Here is a 19,260-nt window from a genome sequence, read left to right as displayed (position 1 = left end):
TGTGTAGCGTGATTGAGGATTATGAGTGAAGCTGTGAATGATTTGCTTGACAAGATTTTTGTGAATACGCTTAGATCTACTGTATTTGTTAATAGAGATGTTCTGAGACCAGAGTATATACCTGACGAACTTCCTCATAGAGAAGAGCAAATAGCTAAGCTGGGTTCGATAATTGCACCAGCATTGAAGGGTTCCAAGCCTAGCAATGTGTTTATCTATGGGCTGACAGGCACGGGCAAAACTGCTGTGACTAAATATGTTTTGAAGAGGTTGTATGGGAAGTCCATTGAGCTTGGCGTAGACATCATTCCATGCTATGTCAACACTAGACAAGATGACACAACATATAGGGTTGTAGTTAAGCTTGCTGAATGCATAGGATTGAAGTTGCCATTCACTGGAATATCTACTGCAGAAGCATATAGAAGATTTCTAAAGGTTTTGGATTCTAGGTCATCTATAATGATTGCTGTACTCGATGAAATTGATTTCTTGATAAAGAGAAGCGGTGATGAGATACTATATAGATTGACCAGAAGCAGCGACGAGCTGGCCAACTCAAAAATAGCTATAATTGGAATAACAAATGATTTGAAGCTAGTTGAAGACATTGACCCGAGGGTTAGAAGTAGCCTAGGCGAAGTAGAACTTGTTTTTCCGCCTTACAACGCAATGCAATTAGAAGACATACTTACCAGGCGAGCAAAAATAGCATTCAAACAAGATGCTATAGACAAATCTGTTATCAGTCTATGCGCAGCATTGGCTGCCAGAGAACATGGAGATGCTAGAAGAGCTCTTGATCTACTGAGAGTTGCTGGAGAGATAGCTGAGAGAGAAGGAAGTGAAAAGGTTTTGGCGGAGCATGTATATAAGGCTCTAAGAGAAATAGAGGTTGATAGAGCAGGCGAGGTCATATCAACTATGCCTTTGCACAGCAAGCTTGTCCTGCTAGCAATTCTAAACCTTACGAAAGCTAGCGATGGAAAAACAACAACAGGAGAGGTGTATACGCACTACAAGTCCTTATGCACAAAAATAGGGATTGAAAGTGTCACACAGAGAAGGGTTAGCGATATTCTAAGCGAATTAGATATGACAGGCATAATAACGGCTAGGGTCATAAGTAGAGGAAGATATGGCAAAACAAGAGTTATATCCTTAGCGGTCCCAGAAGAAGTTGTAGTAAAAGCACTCAGTGAAGATCCATATGTATCACAGTTGCTTTCTGGGAATAGATGATGGCTATTTTAACGTCCTTTATAAGAGACTAGAGCCAAAAAGAAAAACATTTCTAGTTGGCGTTCTAACATGCAACCATAAAATAATTGATGTTCTCCTAAATTATATAACAATAGATTCACTAGATGGAACCCGAAGAGCCATAGAAATAGTTGAAAATGCTACTTCCAGATATGAAATTGATGCAATATTTCTGGATGGTATAACATACGCAGGATTTAATATTGTTGACCCATTTAGGATTTACAATATATACTCCATTCCAGTAGTAACTATGTTTAGACATCCTCTTAATCTAGAGAAAATTTATTTTGCATTGAAAAAGCATTTTATTGATTATACATATAGGTTTTCAGTCATAGAGCGTGCTTATCTATACTCCAACACTGTAAAGGTTGGGGAAACAACTTTGAGATATTACTCCATTGGTTTACCAATAAGTTTGGCGGAGACAATTCTTAAAAAAATGTGTAAATATTATTCCTATCCATACCCTCTTCACGTAGCAGACAGAATTGCGTCATTGCTTGGTAGATTATATTTCAAGGAATTTGATTGACGAAAAACTATTTAGAGATTATAACCAACTTTCTAAGTATTTCCTCTGCTCATCTGTTAACACATCTATTTCTATGCCCATGGACCGTAGCTTTAGCTCTGCAACTCTCCGATCTATTTCTAATGGCACATTATAGACCTTTTTCTCTAAAACTTCTCTATTCTTAACAATGTATCTAGCTGCCAGAGCTTGGTTCGCAAAACTCATATCCATAACCTCACTTGAGTGCCCCTCTGCACAAACAAGGTTCACAAGCCTCCCTCTTCCGAGAATATAAAGTCTTTTCCTGTTATATAGCATATACTCCGTCACGCAATCTCTAATTTCTCTTTTTGAAATAGCCATTGACTCTAAGTCTTTTACGCTGACCTCCACATCAAAGTGACCAGCGTTTGCCAGTATTGCCCCATCTTTCATTTTCTCAAAATGGGTTTTTGTTATAACATTAATGTTTCCGGTAGCAGTTATAAATACATCACCTATTTCAGCAGCTTCATCCATTTTCATAACCTCGAACCCATCCATAACAGCTTCTAGAGCTCTAATGGGGTCGACTTCTGCCACTATTACCCTTGCTCCCATTCCCCTGGCTTTCCATGCAATACCTCTTCCAACCCAGCCATAACCAGCAACAACAACTATTTTACCAGCTATGAGAATGTTCGTAGCTCTTAGTATACCATCAATTGTGCTTTGACCAGTTCCATACCTATTATCGAACATGAATTTCGTCAACGCGTTGTTAACTGCTATCACAGGGTACTTCAGAATCCCTTGCTTCTCCATGGCCTTTAGCCTAAGAACTCCTGTTGTAGTTTCTTCGGTGCCTCCAAACACCTTCTTTGCAATTTCTTGGGCAGTACTATGAAGATATGCATGCAGATCCCCGCCATCATCAATTACTATCTGTGGCTCTGCACTAGCAACAGTTTTTATTGCGCCAAAGTACTCTTCCTCTGTTTCACCTCTCCAAGCATATACATGAACGCCCTCAGAGGCTAGCGCAGCTGCAACATCGTCCTGTGTAGAGAGGGGGTTGCTGGCGGCAAGCCAGACCTCTGCACCCCCGGCCATTAATGTCTCAGCCAAAACTGCTGTCTCCTTGGTCACATGCAGAACAGCAGCGATCCTTATACCATCTAAAGGCTTTTCTCTACTAAACTCATCTGCAATAATCCTTAAAACAGGCATATGCATACGAGCCCATTCAATCTGCTTTCTACCCTTCTCAGCAAGACTCATATCCTTTACTTTATAGCTCACAGACTTGCACCTCAACAGCTTCAGTATCTTATCTTTCGCCTTAAGTATTTAAGTTAAACGTCTCCACAGATGAAACTCATATAGCTTAGATCCATAGAGATAAAAACAGCTTCGCGATTGCTGACTTTCAATTTTGCATTTGCAAATGAATTTAGAAATATGTAAAAATAAATATTGAGCTAAAGACTATTTTTATTGAAGAACGGCATACTCTTGATTTATAAAAAAATACAGAGAATGTTTATCCAAAGGCGATGTTAATATGTTGAGTTATGGAACCCTATGCAAGGTAGTTATAGTGCTAGCTGGGTTACCAGGTGCTGGAAAAAGCGTTGTAGCTAATGTAGCTAGGGAACTAGGTTTGCCAGTAGTATCCCTAGGTGATGTAGTAAGAGAGGAGGTTGCGCAAAGAGGGTTGGAACCAACCTTAGAGAATATACTTAATATTGCAAATGAATTGAGAAGAAAATTCGGAAAAGATGCTATTGCAAAACTTGCTTTAGATAGAATAGCTCGTGCATGCAGTTCTAGCTGTATAGTCATAGTAGATGGTGTCAGAAGCTTAGACGAAATTGAAACCATAGGCAAGCAAGTCGATAAAAAAGTTTTTATCTTAGCTATCCACTCATCGCAGAAAACGAGATTTGAAAGGATATTAGCTAGGGGAAGACAAGGAGATCCAAGAACATTAGAAGATTTTAGAAGACGAGATCTTGAAGAGCTTTCGTGGGGTCTTGGAAATGTTATAGCCTTGGCTGATAAAATCATAATTAATGAGGGTAGAATTGAAGAGCTTATAAGTGAAACAAGGAACTTTTTTATTGAGGTGCTTAAAAGTTGGTGTACATAAGAATAGAGGCTGAGGTTAGACCAACAGAGGATTTGAATAAAGTCATCAAAGCGATTAAGAATATTTTCAATTTTAGAAATATTAAAGTAGAAGAACTGGGTAATGAAAGAAAATTGATAATCATAGAAGAAAATAACGTAGAGGCCTTGACAAAGTTACGTGATATACTAAGAAGACAAAGAATTCTTGACACTGCACGCAATATTCTTCTAAAGAACTATAAAGGAAATGTTATCGAAGTTAAGCTGAATAAACAAGCAGCTTATCAAGGAATTGTAAGTTTTGTGGATTCAGATAATGAAAGCCCTCTAGGCCCGATAAACATGGTTATCTCAAGTGATAAGATAGAGCTGATAATAGACTGGCTAACACCAAAAACGTCTCACGGCAAACCAATATGGGATTTGCCAACACCTACAGACTGTTGACCAGACGAAAGGCATTTAAGTATTTTAGCTACTATACGTTGCTTGCCTAAACCTGTTCTCCCGCCACAATGACGGCTTTGTTGCCACCAGTGGCGGGAGAACAGTCCTCAGAACCCGCGAGGCGGGCCAAGTGGTGCCCGTCTATGAAGCCGTTTGTCCCTAGAGGACTGATTATGGTTGTTTGGGACAGTTTGGTTTGTCCTCTAGGGACTTCCACCTCGCCCACAGGGACTTGCCTGCCCCCGTGGAGTCATGGGCGGCTGTCGAGGTGAACGGAACGCACCTCCCATCTACGACAGACCCGCCTAGGCTTGGAGCGTAGCTCCCATTACCTAGGCAGACTCTAACCCATACTAAACTAGACCAAACCACCCTAATAAATATTTCTGCCCCCGATGACCCCACGAACTGTGAGTGGGTGTTGAGGGGGAAGCCCGCGCCCAGAAAAACCAGAGTAGCCGAAGTCATTAAAAGAAGCTAAAATAACGGGCGCGGGCAACCACGCTTAACAAATAACCCTATCTAATTGAACTTGCGAGAGATCGGAAGCTACATAAATATCTCCTCCAAATAATCTCTTAGCCCGCGAAACAAAATCGCTTATCTCTCCATTGCGATACCTGCTACTTATATGCGTAAGTATCAACATTTTTGCTTCGGACTCTCTAGCTAAATTAGCTGCATCTGCAACAGTTGCATGGAACCTCTCCCTGGCTTTTTTAGCATCATCTTTATAGTCGAGGAATGATGCTTCATGTATTATGATACAAGGTTTTGCACTTCTCAAAAACTCTAAGCACTCATCCTTACATATGCCATCCCCTGAATAGAATATACTTACCTCCTTCTCTCTGTATTTGATGGCTATGAAGATGCCAAAAGCCTCTATATCTCCATGATCCATTGGAAGCCATTTGACTTTAAAATCTCCCATTTGAACAAGACCAGCGCTTGCTACAGTATTTTTAGATATTTCGACGCATGCAATTAAATCATTGAAATGGTTACCAAATTCACTACAAAAACCTATTGGAGCATAGATCACGAGCTTTTTATTCTTTAATCTCTGAGATTTTATCTTCATTACATAGCTGTCAATTAGTGGATAGACACCGTAGAAGTGGTCGCCATGTAAATGTGTAATTACGATATAAGCTATTTTAGATAAATCGATGCCTGCTTCTATTAACCGCACTTGAGTTCCTTCTCCACAGTCAAGCAACATACAATCCCTAACACTACACAAAAGTATGCTGGACAGAAATCTGTTGGAAGAAGGAATCGTTGCACCTGTGCCTAGAAGTATCAGTCTCAAATTTTGTGCACCACATAAATAAGTCTCGTTAGAGAGCCATGAACCCTATTAATATGTTTCTCCTTTATCTCGAAGCCATGATCCTGCAAATGTATATCAATGGCAGACTCATATTGTATCGGTATTGCAAAGACCATGTATCCGCCGCTCTTTATAATATCAGATGAAACAACGATGAAATTTTTTAGGAGATCCAATATCCCGAAACCCTTTGGAGAGCTCTGTATACCATATGGAGGATCAGTTACAACAGCATCTACCGAGCATCCTCTGATAGTCTCTCTACCAGCATCACCTAGAATCACATCAGCTCTTTCATCGCATTTAAAATGCTTTATGTTCTCCCTAGCACACATACACATTTTAATGTCTATGTCACTACATATTGAGTGTATGCCCATAGAACAGGCCTCTAGCACTATACCACCAACACCACAAAAGGGATCCAACATTATTTGTTTTCTTACCGATGAAAGCCTAGCCAAGTTTACAAGTGCCCTAGCTAGCTGGGGCTTCATAGTTCCTGGCCTGTAACAAGGTCTTTTATGAGGTTCTCTATCAAGGAATTTCGACTCTTTTCTTCTATACATAACTTCATATATTACTGCTATACCACTAACAAAAGCCACCTTAACAATTTCTCTACATCTGCTCCAGCTCAAACCGCTGAGAAGAGTCATCAAATTTTTTATTGATTCTTTCCCAAAACCTCTAATAGCATCAAAGTGTATACATGTACCAGGCCTTTTCAAATAATCAATCATTAAATTGCCAAGACCTCTCAAGTCGTCTTCATCAAAGACATCGATTATGCGCCCCGATTCCAGTAACAATGAGGCTCTGCTACTTAGATGCATAGCCGTTTTTTCATCTGTCTCAACTATGAGAAATTCATCAATTTGTTGAATGGTTTTAGCAGGTAGGTTATCTGCTACTATAATGGAGCCGAATTCTGATAGAGCTATTGAGAGAAGCTCATTACTAAGCTTAAAAACAAAGATTTTTTCATGCACAAATACATCACTAGCTAAGGATTCTTATGTAATATGTGTCTATAATACCCTTCTAAGCTCATTGCATATTAACTCGCTCAAGTCTACTTCAAGAACCCACTCCGGCAAACTGCTTTGACGTTTGATACTATTTGTGATTACCAATTTGGTTAAGCCGGCCTTACTTAAAACCTCTATAGACTTTTCAGTTAGTAACGCATGTGATACTACTGCATAAACTTTGTTTGCCCCAAGACCATAGAGTATTTGGCATGCCTTCGCTATAGTGCCCCCTGTACTGATTATATCATCAACTATTGCAACATTTGCATTCTTTACATCAAGATCTTTAGGCGACACCTTTATTTCACCCGTGACCCTATCCCTGAATTTATCCAAATAATCAAAACCAATGCCAAAAGCTTTTGCTACATTTTCTGCCCTATGAAGAGCTCCTCTATCTGGGGATAACACAAAATCTACATTGATACCAGCTCTTTTAATCATATATGCATGTGGCAAAATATTTATTACCTCAATCCCCACCAGCGTTGACACATCCTGTGAATGTGTATCTACAGCAACCAATCTCCTGACATTGAATAGATGTAGTGGAGCATAAATGGCTTTTATACTTATAGGTTCCCCACTTAGAAACCTTTTGTCTTGCCTAGCATAAGCCATATAGGGGATTAAAACTGTGGACACAGATGCTTGTAGCCCTTGCAAAGCTTCAATAGCAAGATAAAGCTCCACAACTTTGCTATCTTGGTTTGGATACATTGACTGAACAACAATAACATCTTTGTCTCTAACCTCTGATAGTATTCTGATATACTGCTCGCCATCTGGAAACAGCTTGTGATGACTACTAACAATTTCTAGACCACACGATCTCTGCAAACCATGTAACAGAGACCCGGCAACACCTGAAAGCGGTAGCAACAATTTAGATCACATAACAATGAAATTTAAAACAAAATATAAACTTGATGAATCTTGGATCAATAATCTTGGAAAAATTCCCCAGATGATTTAAATGAATTTTTATCAGTAATGAATCGATGTAGGAAGAAACGCTAATTTTACTTCGATATACAGCTAGCAGATAATCAATGTTTAAGTTAAGGAATCTATTGCAAATTCTTTAAAGCTGTTAAAAGCATCAAAGAAATGAGTATAAGAATCTACTAAAACCGAATCATCGATTTTAAAGCTTTGTAAGTACTATCATGTTTGAGAATTCGACAAGAGGTCGAAGACATGGCATTGAGTTCTGTGGCATCAATTTCTCTGGTCAATGTTGAGAAAATACCCCTCTCATTTTGTTGTAGTGGAGGTATTGCTATGGCCATAAACTTTATTGAGTGCCCTCTTTCATGCACTATTTGTCCATGGGAAGCCAACCTTGATCATAAAAGCTCTCAAGTGCTCAATATCGGCTTGCATGACATTATTGAATTAGTTAATAAATATAATCCGGATTTGGTTATGTTACATGGAGGAGAACCTTATAAGAAGAGTGAAGTCAATGAATTAGTAAAGGAATTGAACAATCTACATACATTGCATATAGGAATGAAGATTAACGGAATTTTCCTCAAAGATGAGAAAATTCGTATTAATCAAATTAGTGAGTATGTTGATATAGTGCTGATAGAGTTAATCGATTATCATAGCAATATTGTCGATCACGAAGAGCTATCTTCGTTTCTGAGCTCCTTAATTCGAGAGGGAAAACACATCGAAATAGTATTTGTTATAACATCAAATAGATACCCTATTAATATGTTCATTACATCAATGAAGGATCTTTTAATAACCCAAAAAATTCCATTAAATATTCTGTTTGCCAGTAATGGTTTTTCAGTTAATGAGAAGCTAAGCATTGTTGACAAGTATAGAAATGAGAATATCATAGTACAAGCACCTCTAGAAAGTGTTGCTGAATTGGCTTCAACGTTTTGCATCTCTTGCCGGAATCCAATCATAGTAAGACAAGGAGGCTACATGCTCAGACTAAACATAAAATCTGATAAGACATGTAAGTACTGTGGATATAAATATAATGTTTTTAAGTTCCCAAAGAGAGTAGCTAGTATACCATTAACAATACAGCTAATGTAGATAAGTAGCTTAACCACATTGATTAAACAAGTAGGAGTGAAAAACATGTACTACATATTTATAATGGGGCCTGCAGGATCTGGAAAAAGCTTTCTTGCCAAGGCTCTGAATGATTGGCTAGAAGAACATGGAATGGATACAACCATAGTAAATCTGGATCCAGCTGCTGATTGGATGCCATACAATCCAGATGTTGACATTAGAAACTATATAACAACAGACGATGTTATGAAAAGATATAATCTTGGACCCAATGGGGCGCTGATAGCATCAATAGATCTCACTGTAAACTATGTTAATGAACTTGTAGAGGAGATAAACGAGGAAAAGCCAAATTATGTCATTGTTGATACGCCCGGCCAATTAGAGGTATTTGCATTTAGAAAAGCAGGATCTATAATAATAGACTCTCTGTCCAGGGAATCTAAGAGTGTTGCACTATTCTTAATAGAATCTCAGATGGTTTTAAAACCCACAACACTGCTACCCCTCCTCATACTATCACTTGCAACAGCGTTTTCGCATAGAAAGCCACAAATACCAGTTATAACAAAAAGCGACATACTTTCCAAAGAAGAATACATTCAGATCTCAAAAATAATTGAAAATCCATCTGACTTTATAATATCTTTGAAAAGTCCAGAGCTAAACATTATAAGCGAGTTTCCTTTCGAGGACGCATATTCATTTATTGAAAGAATTGTTAGAAGTAATCTAGAAAACGCCGTTATGGTTTCAGCCATAACAGGAGATGGCTTAGACAATTTGTATGCAGGTATTCAAAGAATTCTAGCGGGAGGTGAAGATTTTTATACTGAGGAGCCAAGTGAGATTCTATAGCACAAACGAAAATGAGTGATGTTAATCTTGTCAAAAGATCTTGAAGAGAGAATTAACATAGAACTGGGTTCAATAAGGGAAGAACTACAGAATTTGATAATACAAAGAGATGATTTGAGAAAACAACTTAGTGAAGTTAGAGAGAAGCTTAATGCGAGAAGAGAAGAGCTTAAGAAGAAAAGAGAGGAACTTGCTAATACAAGAAGTGAAATTGCTAAGATAAGAGAAAAGATAGCATCACTAAGAAATGAGATTCAGACCCTAAAAACAAATCTAGAGAACCTTTTCAAAGACTTTAGGCAAGCATCCTCAGAATTTAGACAATTATCCAGAGGAAGAGAATCGCCTACTGCAATAGATGAACTAAGAACTAAGATAGAGCAATTAGAGTGGACATTGATTACCACACCTTATTTAGATCTTGAAAAAGAGAAGGAGATTGTAAATGAGATTTCTAGGTTAGAACACAAATTAAAGACCCTAGTTTCTTTCCATTCGAGATATGGCGAGATTGCTAACAAGTATGAAGACATTAAGAGAAGGATTTCAGAGGTTAGGAATGAGCTTGCGAAAAAGAGAACAGAGTTAAACAACTATGTGAAACAGCTCAACGATCTTAAAGCAATGCGAGATAAGATAAAAAATGAAGTCAGCAGTATCATAGAGGATATAAAGATGTTGAAGGGTCAGCGCGACAATATAAAGAATAGACTTGTAGCAATAAACAATGAGATCCAAGAAAAGAAAAAGCGATATAATGAATTAGTGAAAGAATTAAAGAAACTAAAAGAGGAATATGAGAAAAGCAGGCAACAGAAAATTGTTCAAGAGAAAAAAGCAAAGGTTTTGGATAAGATTAATAGAGGGGAAAGGGTAACTATATACGATCTCTACATAGTGTATAGTCAAGGAGATGAAAATAAGTGACGATATCAATAATTCAATTATCTTGCCATGATCATCAGCTTTTATCTCCCAAACCTGCGTTCTCTTCTTTGATAAGATCTTATAGCCCTAAGTAAATCTATTTTTCTGAAATCGGGCCAATAAACATCACAGAAATAGAGTTCGCTATATGCTATTTGCCATAATAAAAAATTGCTTATCCTCATCTCACCTGATGTTCTGATAACTAAATCTGGCTCTGAAAGATCTTTCAAATGAGAGGTTGAGATATATTTTTTTATCAATTCCTCAGATATGTTCTCTATCTTAACTTTTCCGGCTACCACATCTATGGCTATGTTTTTAATAGCATCAACAATTTCTTGTCTACCCCCATAACATAAAGCAATGTTCAAAAATCTATCCCTATATTGAGATGAGACTTTCTCAATATTTGATATAGTTTCTAGTAGATCTTTGTGTACCAATTCTAGCTTTCCAAAGACCTTTACATTCACTTTATATTTGTGTACCATGCCCTCATTCAATAATGTATTTAACCCCGATTTAATTAAATTGAATAGATTGTTCTTTTCATCTTCATTCCTATAAACACAGTTTTCATAAGACATTGCATACACTGTTACGACCCGTACCCCCAAATCATATAGAACTTGCAAAACTTCTTTTAATTTTTCATAGCCATATCTATGGCCTTCTTTAGGATCCAATCCACGTTCTCTTGCCCACCTTCTATTACCATCTGGAATTATAGCCACATGTTGAGGCATGGGTCCAGCTATTATTTGTTTATATAGGTATTGCTCATAAACGGAGTACACCACATCTAGAAATGGTTGAAGAAATTTTTGGATCCGTGGCTTCAGAAGTAGATCAAAGAGCTTATCTACTAACGCAACACTAAGTTTTTTTGACGTTCCTTCTCCCCCACTCTATGATGTGCCAATATTCAAATATTTATGCATATATTGTTTTAACTACTAAAATCTGTATATCAATATAGGGGATAAAAGTTTAAAAGTCAATATCAATACAGACTAATATGCTTGTCTAGGTACAGAACAGAGGCTGTGTATAATGGGTTTTTACCAAGGTAATGATCTTAAAAAGATTACAGGAGGACTGAAGAGAAGACATAGAAAACCTAGGAAATATGAAATTGGAGGTTACCCAATAGAGACGAAAGTGGGTCAATCCGATGTAAGAGTAGTAGAAAGGGTATATGGTGGCAATTCAAAGGTTAGATTAAAATATGCAGCTTTTGCAAATGTCTATAATCCATCTGAGAAGAAATTTGTAAAAGCTAGGATAATTGAGGTTGTGGAGACTCCTGCAAATAGGGAACTTGCAAGACGTGGCATAATTGTGAAAGGCAGTATAATAAATACAGAAGTTGGAAAAGCAAAGGTGGTTTCAAGACCATCTCAAGAAGGTATTGTAAATGCTGTATTAATTGAGGAAGCAAAGAAAATGGCCTAGCGAAGTATAATTAATTCTTTTAACGTGCAGTTCAATGCCATTAAAGCGTATATGGATCCACAGCTTAAATTGCTCATTACCTAGAAGATTAGGGCGAAAGGTTTCTAGACAGCTATGTGTAGACAATCCAAGACCTGAAGAATTTTTAGATGCTTGTTCGGAGCTCGGTATCAGGTGTGAGTATCTAGATAAAAAATACCCAAGAATTTGGTATAGGCAAGGTGGTATAATTCTAGTAGAGAGCAATTTAAGTAAATACCAGGTAATTAAACTATTGGCTGAACGGATCATTAGTAAAAGAAAGATGTATAAAACTTAGTTAAAAACATTTTGCTAGTACGCTTTTCAATATTTCCATGAAATTGTACTCTTCCTTGCAATACAACCTTCCATGTTTTTCAATACAATTTCGTTACATTAAGTATAGTAAAGTACTATCTGTCTAATGTTTTTAAAATTAGCTGATGAAAAGTTACTATTTGGTGTTACTTAATTGGCTGTGCGGCCTTTGGGAAGCGTACTCCATATCACGAGGTCAAGATACATCATTGTAAAGATACATGATAAAAAAAGTTTACCAATACTGGGATCCGATGTTGTGGATCCCAACAATGAGATTATAGGCAAGGTCATTGACGTAATCGGGCCTATTGATAAGCCATTTGCTGTTGTCAAGGCGGTTAAGCCTGGTATAGTGTCATTTCTAAAGCCATCAACATTCTTATTTTATAGAACAAAAAAGATAGGGAGGGGTAAGAAGCATTGAATTGTACAAATGTTATTGTTGATAGTGAAAGAGGATCTCTTGTATGCTTAGATACTGGAGAGGTTATTGAAGAAGAGCAGATATTGATTAGTCCAGATTGGCGAGCTTATACATCAGAGGAGTGGCTTAGAAGAGCACATATGGGGAGCATAACCTATAAGGTTCACGACTCTGGACTTGCCACAGAAATAGATCTCTCGGTAAAAAGATATAGGGAATCTGTTAAAAATAGAAAACTTGCATTACTTCAGAGAAAAACGCGTGTAGATAAAAATGAGAGAAAAATTGTGGAGGCTCTTACTCATTTGAATCAGATGTGCGCCTTAATTAACTTGCCTGATCAAGTTTCTGAGACAGCCGCTATGCTCCTACGCAAAATATTCAATGTTATTCAACCAAGAGTTGACAAACTAAAAATATTGGCTCTAGCCTCGATAGTTATAGCCTCTAGAAAACATGGTATACCAATAAGAGTTAGAGAGATGCTGACAAGGTTTGGCATTGATGAAGAGGAATACTGGAAATTCATCTCTGATATCTACTTTAAAGTCGATATAAATGAGTTTAAGGCATATATAGACCCCCGTAAGTATTTACCGTATATAGTAACGAATTTGAAGTTAAGTCAAAAAGCGTATATGTTGGCAGCCAAGATAATAGATATACTAAAGAAAGAGGGCTTTACTGAAGGAAAAGACCCAGCCGGTATAGCTGCTGCAACTGTCTACATAGCATCTATTCTTGTAGATGAAAAGAAAACACAAAAACAAGTTGCAGAAGCTGCTAATGTTACAGAGGTCACTATTAGAAATAGGTATAGAGATATAATTGATAAACTAAACATAATAGTATATGTATAGAATTATCTCAAAAACCAATAATGAAGATATTTAACAACCATTCTATTACAATATAATACAAGATTTTATGATGAATTTATTAGACTTTATAGCACACCATATCTTGTTAGAAGGTTCTACACAAGGTGAGAAAAATATCGTTCGATAATCTTAGTGACGTAGAGAAAATTGTGTATGATGTTATCAAAAAAGAGACATATAATTCAGGAGGTATATGGCAGAGAAAGTTAAAAGAGGTACCCGAACTTAGAAATATAAAGCCAAGAACCCTGCAACATATAGTAAAAAAACTAATTAAGCTAAAGTTGGTTAAAAGACTGAAAATAGAAAACAATGGCAAGACTGCATACTTTCTAAAAGCAGTTATTGAAGATACTCAAAGAAAGAGCGAAGGTATAGAAACTTTGCCCAAGGATTTATTCGAAATTCCATGCATAACATGCAAATACCTAACTGTATGTGGAATTGACAAAGTTCATGCTCCAAGTAGATGCGTAATATTATCTCGATATCTCTATGCAAAGATATCAAGCAATACAAATAAACACATCAACATGGCTTAGACACTCGCAATATAAGTGTGCTAAATATTAGTATATTAAGAATTAGAATCTGAGCCTGTTTTAGAAGTTCTGTTTATGCATTTTATAACTAGTTCTATTGACGCGTTTGTTATAATCCCATCGTCGTAAAAAATACTTCTATAGGCTTCGTTACCATGTTCTTTCAAACAATTGATAACTAGCGATATGGAAGGAATGTTTATTCTAAATTTCTTTGCCAATTGGCTTATTCTTATAGTTGGAGACTCATACTCTGATTCACTTAAGATGCCAAGAATATTTAAAGAGGTCTTTTTCAGCCACGGCATTTTAGTGGCATTGACATATGCAGATTTCACATAGTGTTTATTATTAAGGTTGCAAATCCATAAAGGCTCTATAGAAATCATAGTGCCTCCGCAAATGGGGCAAGTTCTCTGTGCGGATTTTTCATCAATTGCTTCAAAAAGGCTATAGCCACAGGATGGGCAATACCGTACTTTACCAATACATCTGGATATGTAGTAATTGGCTTTAGAGGCGCTTTCGAGAACCCTTATAAAGATTCTGACATAGTGTTTGAACTGATATGAAACCAAGGGTTCGATAAATCTATCATAAATTGTAGCAACTCTTAATAAAAATGATAGCAAAGCTCTTGTGGCAATCTCCTTCGATATTTGTGTTTTAATTCCTCTTATACCATATCTTCTAAGCAAAGTATTGCTATACTTTCCTTCTAGAACAGCAACATCTGTTGCCGTAATTCCTACTATTCCTCCTCTTTTTATTGATGAAATTGCCGAGTGTATATATGGAGCTGGAGAGCCAAAGGGATCAACATCAATGTAGTCTATTACTACATGGTTTCTTTTTAGATGGTATACATATTCATTTGCATCCATCAAATTAATTGATAGATCTGCATTAGAAAAATCATTGATTCTATTAATACGCAAATTATGCTTGATAATATCGACGGCAACTGCTGATATATCGCCCATGTAAATATGCAGTGATTTCTTTAATTGTTTTCCCACCTCTAAAACAAATCTGATGCTCCTCACACCAGTTGCGGCCATAGGATCAACAAAAACAAAACTCTTCTCGTTTCTAGTGGGTTGAGTCATAATTGTATATAGAATTGCTATTGTGATATCCCTATTTTCAACCATTTCGGGATTGTAAAATATGGGAGCCCATGAAGGTTCATATACACCGTCAAATCTCTTATACAAATCAATGCTTGGTACACAAATCTTCGCTAAACCTTCAAATACCAGGTCATAGTTTATAGGACACTCATTTGACATTGTTATCACTATGTAGCAAAGAATGAGTGGGTTAACATTATTGAGTTAGTGTTGAAATATTGTTGCAGCCAGCAGATAAGGTGACCTAAACCTGTCTCATGCTATCTTCAATAACGTGTATCTCAATTTATTGATTATTGTGCTAAACATTTCATCTCTATTCATCTTAGTCAACACCATAATCTCTACCCCTTTATTGTGTAATAAATCCCATATCTCCTTATCTTTCATATTTCTATGAATTGTTACCATCAAATTGTTGCTCAACCCTATTGCTTTTATTATTGCCTCACGCAAACCACTTATTGAAAGTTCCATGGGACCAATTTCATCTATTGCTAGAACAGCATCTCTGTTATGCAATGCTAGTGCTTCTTTACCTATCTTCTCTGCTTCATCATGTATTAGAACATACCTACCGATCTTCTTACGAGCACTGATGTTATAACCCATTTCAATAGCCTTTTCGGGTACTAAGGCTAGCCATCCTTCACTGTTTTTTGCTATGTCTACTATTTTAAATCCTATCCTTCTCCCCTCTTCTCTGACCTCGGGACAGTAAAATCCATAGACAGGAACGCCTGCAGAGCTAATGTATTTTACTAGCTTCAGTAACAATGTTGTTTTTCCAACACCTGGATCCCCAGTTATTGCAAGCTTAAGCATATGTCATCATCTCTTGGTCTCCTCTACAATTTCCCTAGCTAATTGCTCAATATTTGAAACCTTGCTTACATAGCCATATTCTTCAACTGATAAAATGTTGCTTTTATCAATGTCATCGTCTACGACAACAAGTGGAGTTCCTCTGAATGTCTTCGCAAAAAAGTAGTTATTTTCGCACTTCGACCTTATATCGTCTTCGCTTAGGTTCCTCTCTATGTAGGATATGAAAAATCTGATGCTTTCATCACTTGTAATGATATCTGATGGAATGGAGTTGTATACATTTGCCTCTAGTCCATAGCTTCTCAATTTGTCTACGATCTTAGTTCTTTTGTCTGTAGAGACTTTTCTATTATATGAATGACCTTCGGTTTCTTTTTGGATTATTCTATCCCTAAAAATATCAACCTCCTCAATAACATCTTCAAATTCATTTCCAAAAATCTCTAAAAATCTATATGCTCTTTCTATAGTCATATCAATTTTGCCATCTTCATAATCCTTCAAAGCTCTAGCTGAAACACCCACGGCATTTGCTAGCTCATGCACTCTAAATCCTTTCTTTTCCCTTAAGGTTTTAAGTTTCTTTCCATCAATTTTTACATATAGCATTCCATTGTATTCATACACAAAGACCTTATCTCCTGTAGCATAGTGCTTAATCGTATACATTGATACTATGCCCAAGCGCCCCCTTATATACAAAACCTCGTGCATTAACATTTCGTCATTCAGTTTATTGGCTACTATAAGAGAGTTTACATTAAGCTCTTTTGATAGTTTTTTAAGCTCCTGATATAACCTGCTCCGAGAAGATATATTGTTTGAGAACTTTATTAATGTCTTACAATTCTTATATTCAATTATATGATCAACCGACCTGTCTCTAGGATATGTCACCCTATGCAAAATGTTTGTTCCTCTAGTTTTCGCTAAATCAGATAGTATTTTATCCACATCCCCCTTAAGACTTGTATATCCTATGGCACTATTTTCGTTATATCCACTCACATCATTTACCCAGTTACGGTATTAACTAGGTGTATTGCATCAAAAATGTATTATTTTAAATCGTTCATAAAAATTACTGTGCTATTTCTTATAAATGGCATAGACCATGGCATGGTCCTTATCGAAAGGCTCCAAATGAACAACATCAACGATTTCAAATCCTCTTCTATTTAATGTTTCAATCTCTTTTTTGTAGACCTCGCTAGGTTCTGCTGTAACATCAATGCTTCTCGCCTTTATGGCTAATAGCAGCCACCCACCGCTCTTCAAAAACATATCTGCATTATCAGCAACAATACTTGCTTGCTCTGGCTGAGCCACATCTGCATAAAGTCCATCAACTTCCTCGACAATTATTCTGTATCTTGTTGGAAACCTTGCATCTTCTAGGATTGGCACAATATTTGGCCTGTCATCTGCTACCACAATCAGTTCTCTCATTACTCTTGGAGCAAATTCGACTGCATAAATAACTCCCTTTAAACCTATTATATCAGATATATGACTGGCCGTCGTGCCGGATCCTGCTCCGAGGTAAAGTATTTTCTGCCCTTCCTTTATAGGTAGCTCTTTCAATCCCTTTACAAGAGCTCCAGCCAACTTGCTTCTATAGGCATTCCACTCTCTGTATTCTCCATCTTTCCATTTGAATAGATGTTCTCCATACACCTTCTTTCCGGGAACGAGGTTCTTTGTAGCTAGCCTGCTACTACCATCTTCAAGCTCTACAATATACACCTTAGGGTATTTAGGATGCTCATAAATGTTTGATGCTATTAAATGTGACATGATGTTCACCTTTCCCTCATACTTATTATCTAAATCAAAATTTTAGTTTATATAAACCGTTCAGCCATCTATTTCCGTCCTTCTCTTCTACCCTCCCTGCGTGGCCGTGGTCTAGCCTCTTTAGCTTCCTTCTTCGGCGGTTTTGGATATAGCTTCTTTATCTCCTCTATTCTCTCCATCAATTTCTGTTTCAATTCTTCACCAACATATCTACCTGTGAAGAAGTCTATTCTAGCTGCTATGCTAAGTTTTGTCGCCAAGGCCCTTGAAATTTTACCTCTCTGCCACTTTGGCGCCTTTCTAATCTCTGGAAACTGGAATATTACGCCATGCTTTGGAGGTTTGCCACCTGTTCTTAGAGCCCTGAACAACGCTTTTTCTGCACCAAGAACTTGAACTGTGCTAGCTGGTAGCTTAGCCAATTCCTCCAGGCTTCCAGCTAGGCTGAGCAACCTTGCGCCTAACAGTGGGCCAACCAATGCTGTTACATTCGGGGCTACCTCTTTCATTACTTGTGTTATGTAGTCTGTGAGCTTTTGTCTAAGCTCGAATAGTTCAAGCCATATGTTTGCAACTGTCTGAATAATGCTCATATCCATTTCGGAAAGATCTGCTCCTATACTTTGCTTAGATGCCTCCGCTATCTTCTTCGCCCTACCTTCAGAAATGCCTAGCTTAATAAGAGCCTCTGGCACTATGTTGTCTCTAAAGCCAAGTTCTGCAACAATTCTTATATACTCTTCGTGCTCCTTGGATATATCGTCTAATTCTGGGAAATGAATGCTATACCATTCTCTCAGTCTTGCTGCAAGCAGATTTAGGGTCTTGTCAATATCATCAATGGCTCGAATAGCTTGGATAGCAAGTAAATCCCTCTTCTGAGCAAACCTCCTGAGCTTTCTCCTGGTAAGCTCAAGGGATATCTGATGCACATATTCCCTATAATCATCTTCTGTCTTGAATATTCCAAGCTTCACAGCTATAACTGGTAATTCTCTTCGCAAATTCCTAGCCACAGCATTTGAAGATTCAACAGCTGTTTTAAATCCTCTTTCACCCACTTGTCTAGCGATTTCAGAGTCCTCAAAGACTAGAACAATACTGCTCACATCAATTTTGCTCTTCAGAGACTCCAACAGCTGAAACAATGTATTACTAGCCTTACTCTCGCTTATTAACAACATCTCCTCAACAACCTTACCTACATCTCTAGGATAAACTAAACTATCTACAACTTCGCCACTTGGATTTAGTGCAAACACCCCTATTGGTGTATCAACAATGTATATTCTTTCACTCATCATATATGCAC

Annotated in this window: 21 protein-coding genes; 11 read left to right on the top strand and 10 right to left on the bottom strand. The window is 37.3% G+C overall.

Annotated elements, in window-relative coordinates; genetic code table 11:
- The first annotated feature begins 21 nt into the window (after positions 1–21).
- Both QW284_02365 and QW284_02360 read left to right on the top strand, forming a co-directional pair.
- A complete protein-coding gene (locus QW284_02365; GenBank protein ID MEM0338512.1) occupies positions 22–1,242 on the top strand; it encodes an orc1/cdc6 family replication initiation protein in 1,221 nt (406 codons plus the stop codon).
- Positions 1,211–1,801 (top strand): DUF99 family protein, encoded by a 591-nt coding sequence (locus QW284_02360; protein ID MEM0338511.1) that lies wholly within the window; start codon positions 1,211–1,213, stop codon positions 1,799–1,801. The genes QW284_02365 and QW284_02360 overlap by 32 nt, the downstream gene beginning before the upstream one ends.
- A gap of 18 nt (positions 1,802–1,819) precedes the next feature.
- Here the strand turns inward: QW284_02360 and ahcY are convergent, their stop codons facing one another.
- Positions 1,820–3,064 carry an adenosylhomocysteinase gene (gene ahcY / locus QW284_02355; protein MEM0338510.1) on the bottom strand — a complete coding sequence of 415 codons (1,245 nt, stop codon included), beginning with the start codon at positions 3,062–3,064 and terminating at the stop codon, positions 1,820–1,822.
- Positions 3,065–3,326: 262 nt separating this feature from the next.
- Between ahcY and QW284_02350 the strand changes: the two genes are divergently transcribed.
- A complete protein-coding gene (locus QW284_02350) occupies positions 3,327–3,914 on the top strand; it encodes an AAA family ATPase (GenBank protein ID MEM0338509.1) in 588 nt (195 codons plus the stop codon).
- On the top strand, positions 3,905–4,342 hold the full coding sequence (locus tag QW284_02345) for an RNA-binding domain-containing protein (GenBank protein ID MEM0338508.1): 438 nt from the start codon (positions 3,905–3,907) through the stop codon (positions 4,340–4,342). Before QW284_02350 ends, QW284_02345 begins: the two co-directional genes overlap by 10 nt.
- Before the next feature lie 505 nt (positions 4,343–4,847).
- Here QW284_02345 and QW284_02340 read toward each other — a convergent pair.
- Genes QW284_02340 through prs form a run of 3 tightly spaced genes read right to left on the bottom strand, consistent with a single transcriptional unit; the run spans position 4,848 to position 7,597 of the window.
- Positions 4,848–5,657, bottom strand: coding sequence for an MBL fold metallo-hydrolase (locus QW284_02340; GenBank protein MEM0338507.1), 810 nt, complete (start codon positions 5,655–5,657; stop codon positions 4,848–4,850).
- Positions 5,654–6,670, bottom strand: a complete 1,017-nt coding sequence (locus QW284_02335) for an RsmD family RNA methyltransferase (GenBank protein ID MEM0338506.1) — start codon at positions 6,668–6,670, stop codon at positions 5,654–5,656. Before QW284_02335 ends, QW284_02340 begins: the two co-directional genes overlap by 4 nt.
- Positions 6,671–6,709: 39 nt before the next feature.
- Positions 6,710–7,597 (bottom strand): ribose-phosphate diphosphokinase, encoded by an 888-nt coding sequence (gene prs / locus QW284_02330; protein ID MEM0338505.1) that lies wholly within the window; start codon positions 7,595–7,597, stop codon positions 6,710–6,712.
- A 315-nt stretch (positions 7,598–7,912) separates the two neighbouring features.
- Between prs and QW284_02325 the strand changes: the two genes are divergently transcribed.
- Genes QW284_02325 through QW284_02315 form a run of 3 tightly spaced genes read left to right on the top strand, consistent with a single transcriptional unit; the run spans position 7,913 to position 10,543 of the window.
- The gene (locus QW284_02325; protein MEM0338504.1) at positions 7,913–8,776 is read left to right on the top strand and encodes a 4Fe-4S cluster-binding domain-containing protein; all 864 of its coding nucleotides are present in this window, start codon (positions 7,913–7,915) and stop codon (positions 8,774–8,776) included.
- Positions 8,777–8,821: 45 nt separating this feature from the next.
- Positions 8,822–9,616 carry an ATP/GTP-binding protein gene (locus tag QW284_02320; protein ID MEM0338503.1) on the top strand — a complete coding sequence of 265 codons (795 nt, stop codon included), beginning with the start codon at positions 8,822–8,824 and terminating at the stop codon, positions 9,614–9,616.
- Positions 9,617–9,643: 27 nt separating this feature from the next.
- Positions 9,644–10,543, top strand: coding sequence for a hypothetical protein (locus QW284_02315; protein MEM0338502.1), 900 nt, complete (start codon positions 9,644–9,646; stop codon positions 10,541–10,543).
- Positions 10,544–10,584: 41 nt separating this feature from the next.
- Here the strand turns inward: QW284_02315 and uppS are convergent, their stop codons facing one another.
- Complete coding sequence (uppS, locus tag QW284_02310) at positions 10,585–11,292, bottom strand: polyprenyl diphosphate synthase (protein ID MEM0338501.1); 708 nt, start codon at positions 11,290–11,292, stop codon at positions 10,585–10,587.
- Positions 11,293–11,599: 307 nt separating this feature from the next.
- On the opposite strand from uppS, the gene QW284_02305 reads away from it, so the two are divergent.
- From QW284_02305 to QW284_02290, 4 genes are all read left to right on the top strand, one after another.
- Positions 11,600–12,001, top strand: coding sequence for a 30S ribosomal protein S8e (locus QW284_02305; GenBank protein ID MEM0338500.1), 402 nt, complete (start codon positions 11,600–11,602; stop codon positions 11,999–12,001).
- 499 nt (positions 12,002–12,500) lie between these two features.
- Complete coding sequence (locus QW284_02300; protein MEM0338499.1) at positions 12,501–12,767, top strand: RNA-binding protein; 267 nt, start codon at positions 12,501–12,503, stop codon at positions 12,765–12,767.
- The gene (locus QW284_02295; GenBank protein ID MEM0338498.1) at positions 12,764–13,627 is read left to right on the top strand and encodes a transcription initiation factor IIB family protein; all 864 of its coding nucleotides are present in this window, start codon (positions 12,764–12,766) and stop codon (positions 13,625–13,627) included. The genes QW284_02300 and QW284_02295 overlap by 4 nt, the downstream gene beginning before the upstream one ends.
- 125 nt (positions 13,628–13,752) lie before the next feature.
- The gene (locus tag QW284_02290) at positions 13,753–14,190 is read left to right on the top strand and encodes a hypothetical protein (GenBank protein MEM0338497.1); all 438 of its coding nucleotides are present in this window, start codon (positions 13,753–13,755) and stop codon (positions 14,188–14,190) included.
- A 35-nt stretch (positions 14,191–14,225) separates the two neighbouring features.
- On the opposite strand, the gene QW284_02285 is transcribed toward QW284_02290, so the two are convergent.
- From QW284_02285 to QW284_02265, 5 genes are all read right to left on the bottom strand, one after another.
- Complete coding sequence (locus QW284_02285; protein MEM0338496.1) at positions 14,226–15,482, bottom strand: hypothetical protein; 1,257 nt, start codon at positions 15,480–15,482, stop codon at positions 14,226–14,228.
- A 96-nt stretch (positions 15,483–15,578) separates the two neighbouring features.
- Positions 15,579–16,148, bottom strand: coding sequence for an NTPase (locus QW284_02280; GenBank protein MEM0338495.1), 570 nt, complete (start codon positions 16,146–16,148; stop codon positions 15,579–15,581).
- Positions 16,149–16,154: 6 nt separating this feature from the next.
- Positions 16,155–17,159, bottom strand: a complete 1,005-nt coding sequence (locus tag QW284_02275) for a helix-turn-helix domain-containing protein (protein ID MEM0338494.1) — start codon at positions 17,157–17,159, stop codon at positions 16,155–16,157.
- 81 nt (positions 17,160–17,240) lie between these two features.
- The gene (locus QW284_02270) at positions 17,241–17,948 is read right to left on the bottom strand and encodes a fibrillarin-like rRNA/tRNA 2'-O-methyltransferase (GenBank protein ID MEM0338493.1); all 708 of its coding nucleotides are present in this window, start codon (positions 17,946–17,948) and stop codon (positions 17,241–17,243) included.
- Positions 17,949–18,016: 68 nt separating this feature from the next.
- A complete protein-coding gene (locus tag QW284_02265) occupies positions 18,017–19,249 on the bottom strand; it encodes a C/D box methylation guide ribonucleoprotein complex aNOP56 subunit (GenBank protein MEM0338492.1) in 1,233 nt (410 codons plus the stop codon).
- Between the last annotated feature and the right edge of the window lie 11 nt (positions 19,250–19,260).

The sequence above is a fragment of the Ignisphaera sp. genome (genome assembly GCA_038735125.1).
GTDB lineage: Archaea > Thermoproteota > Thermoprotei_A > Sulfolobales > Ignisphaeraceae > Ignisphaera.
The sequence above is the reverse complement of the archived record's forward strand: the minus strand, read 5'-3'. Positions and strand labels throughout refer to the sequence as shown.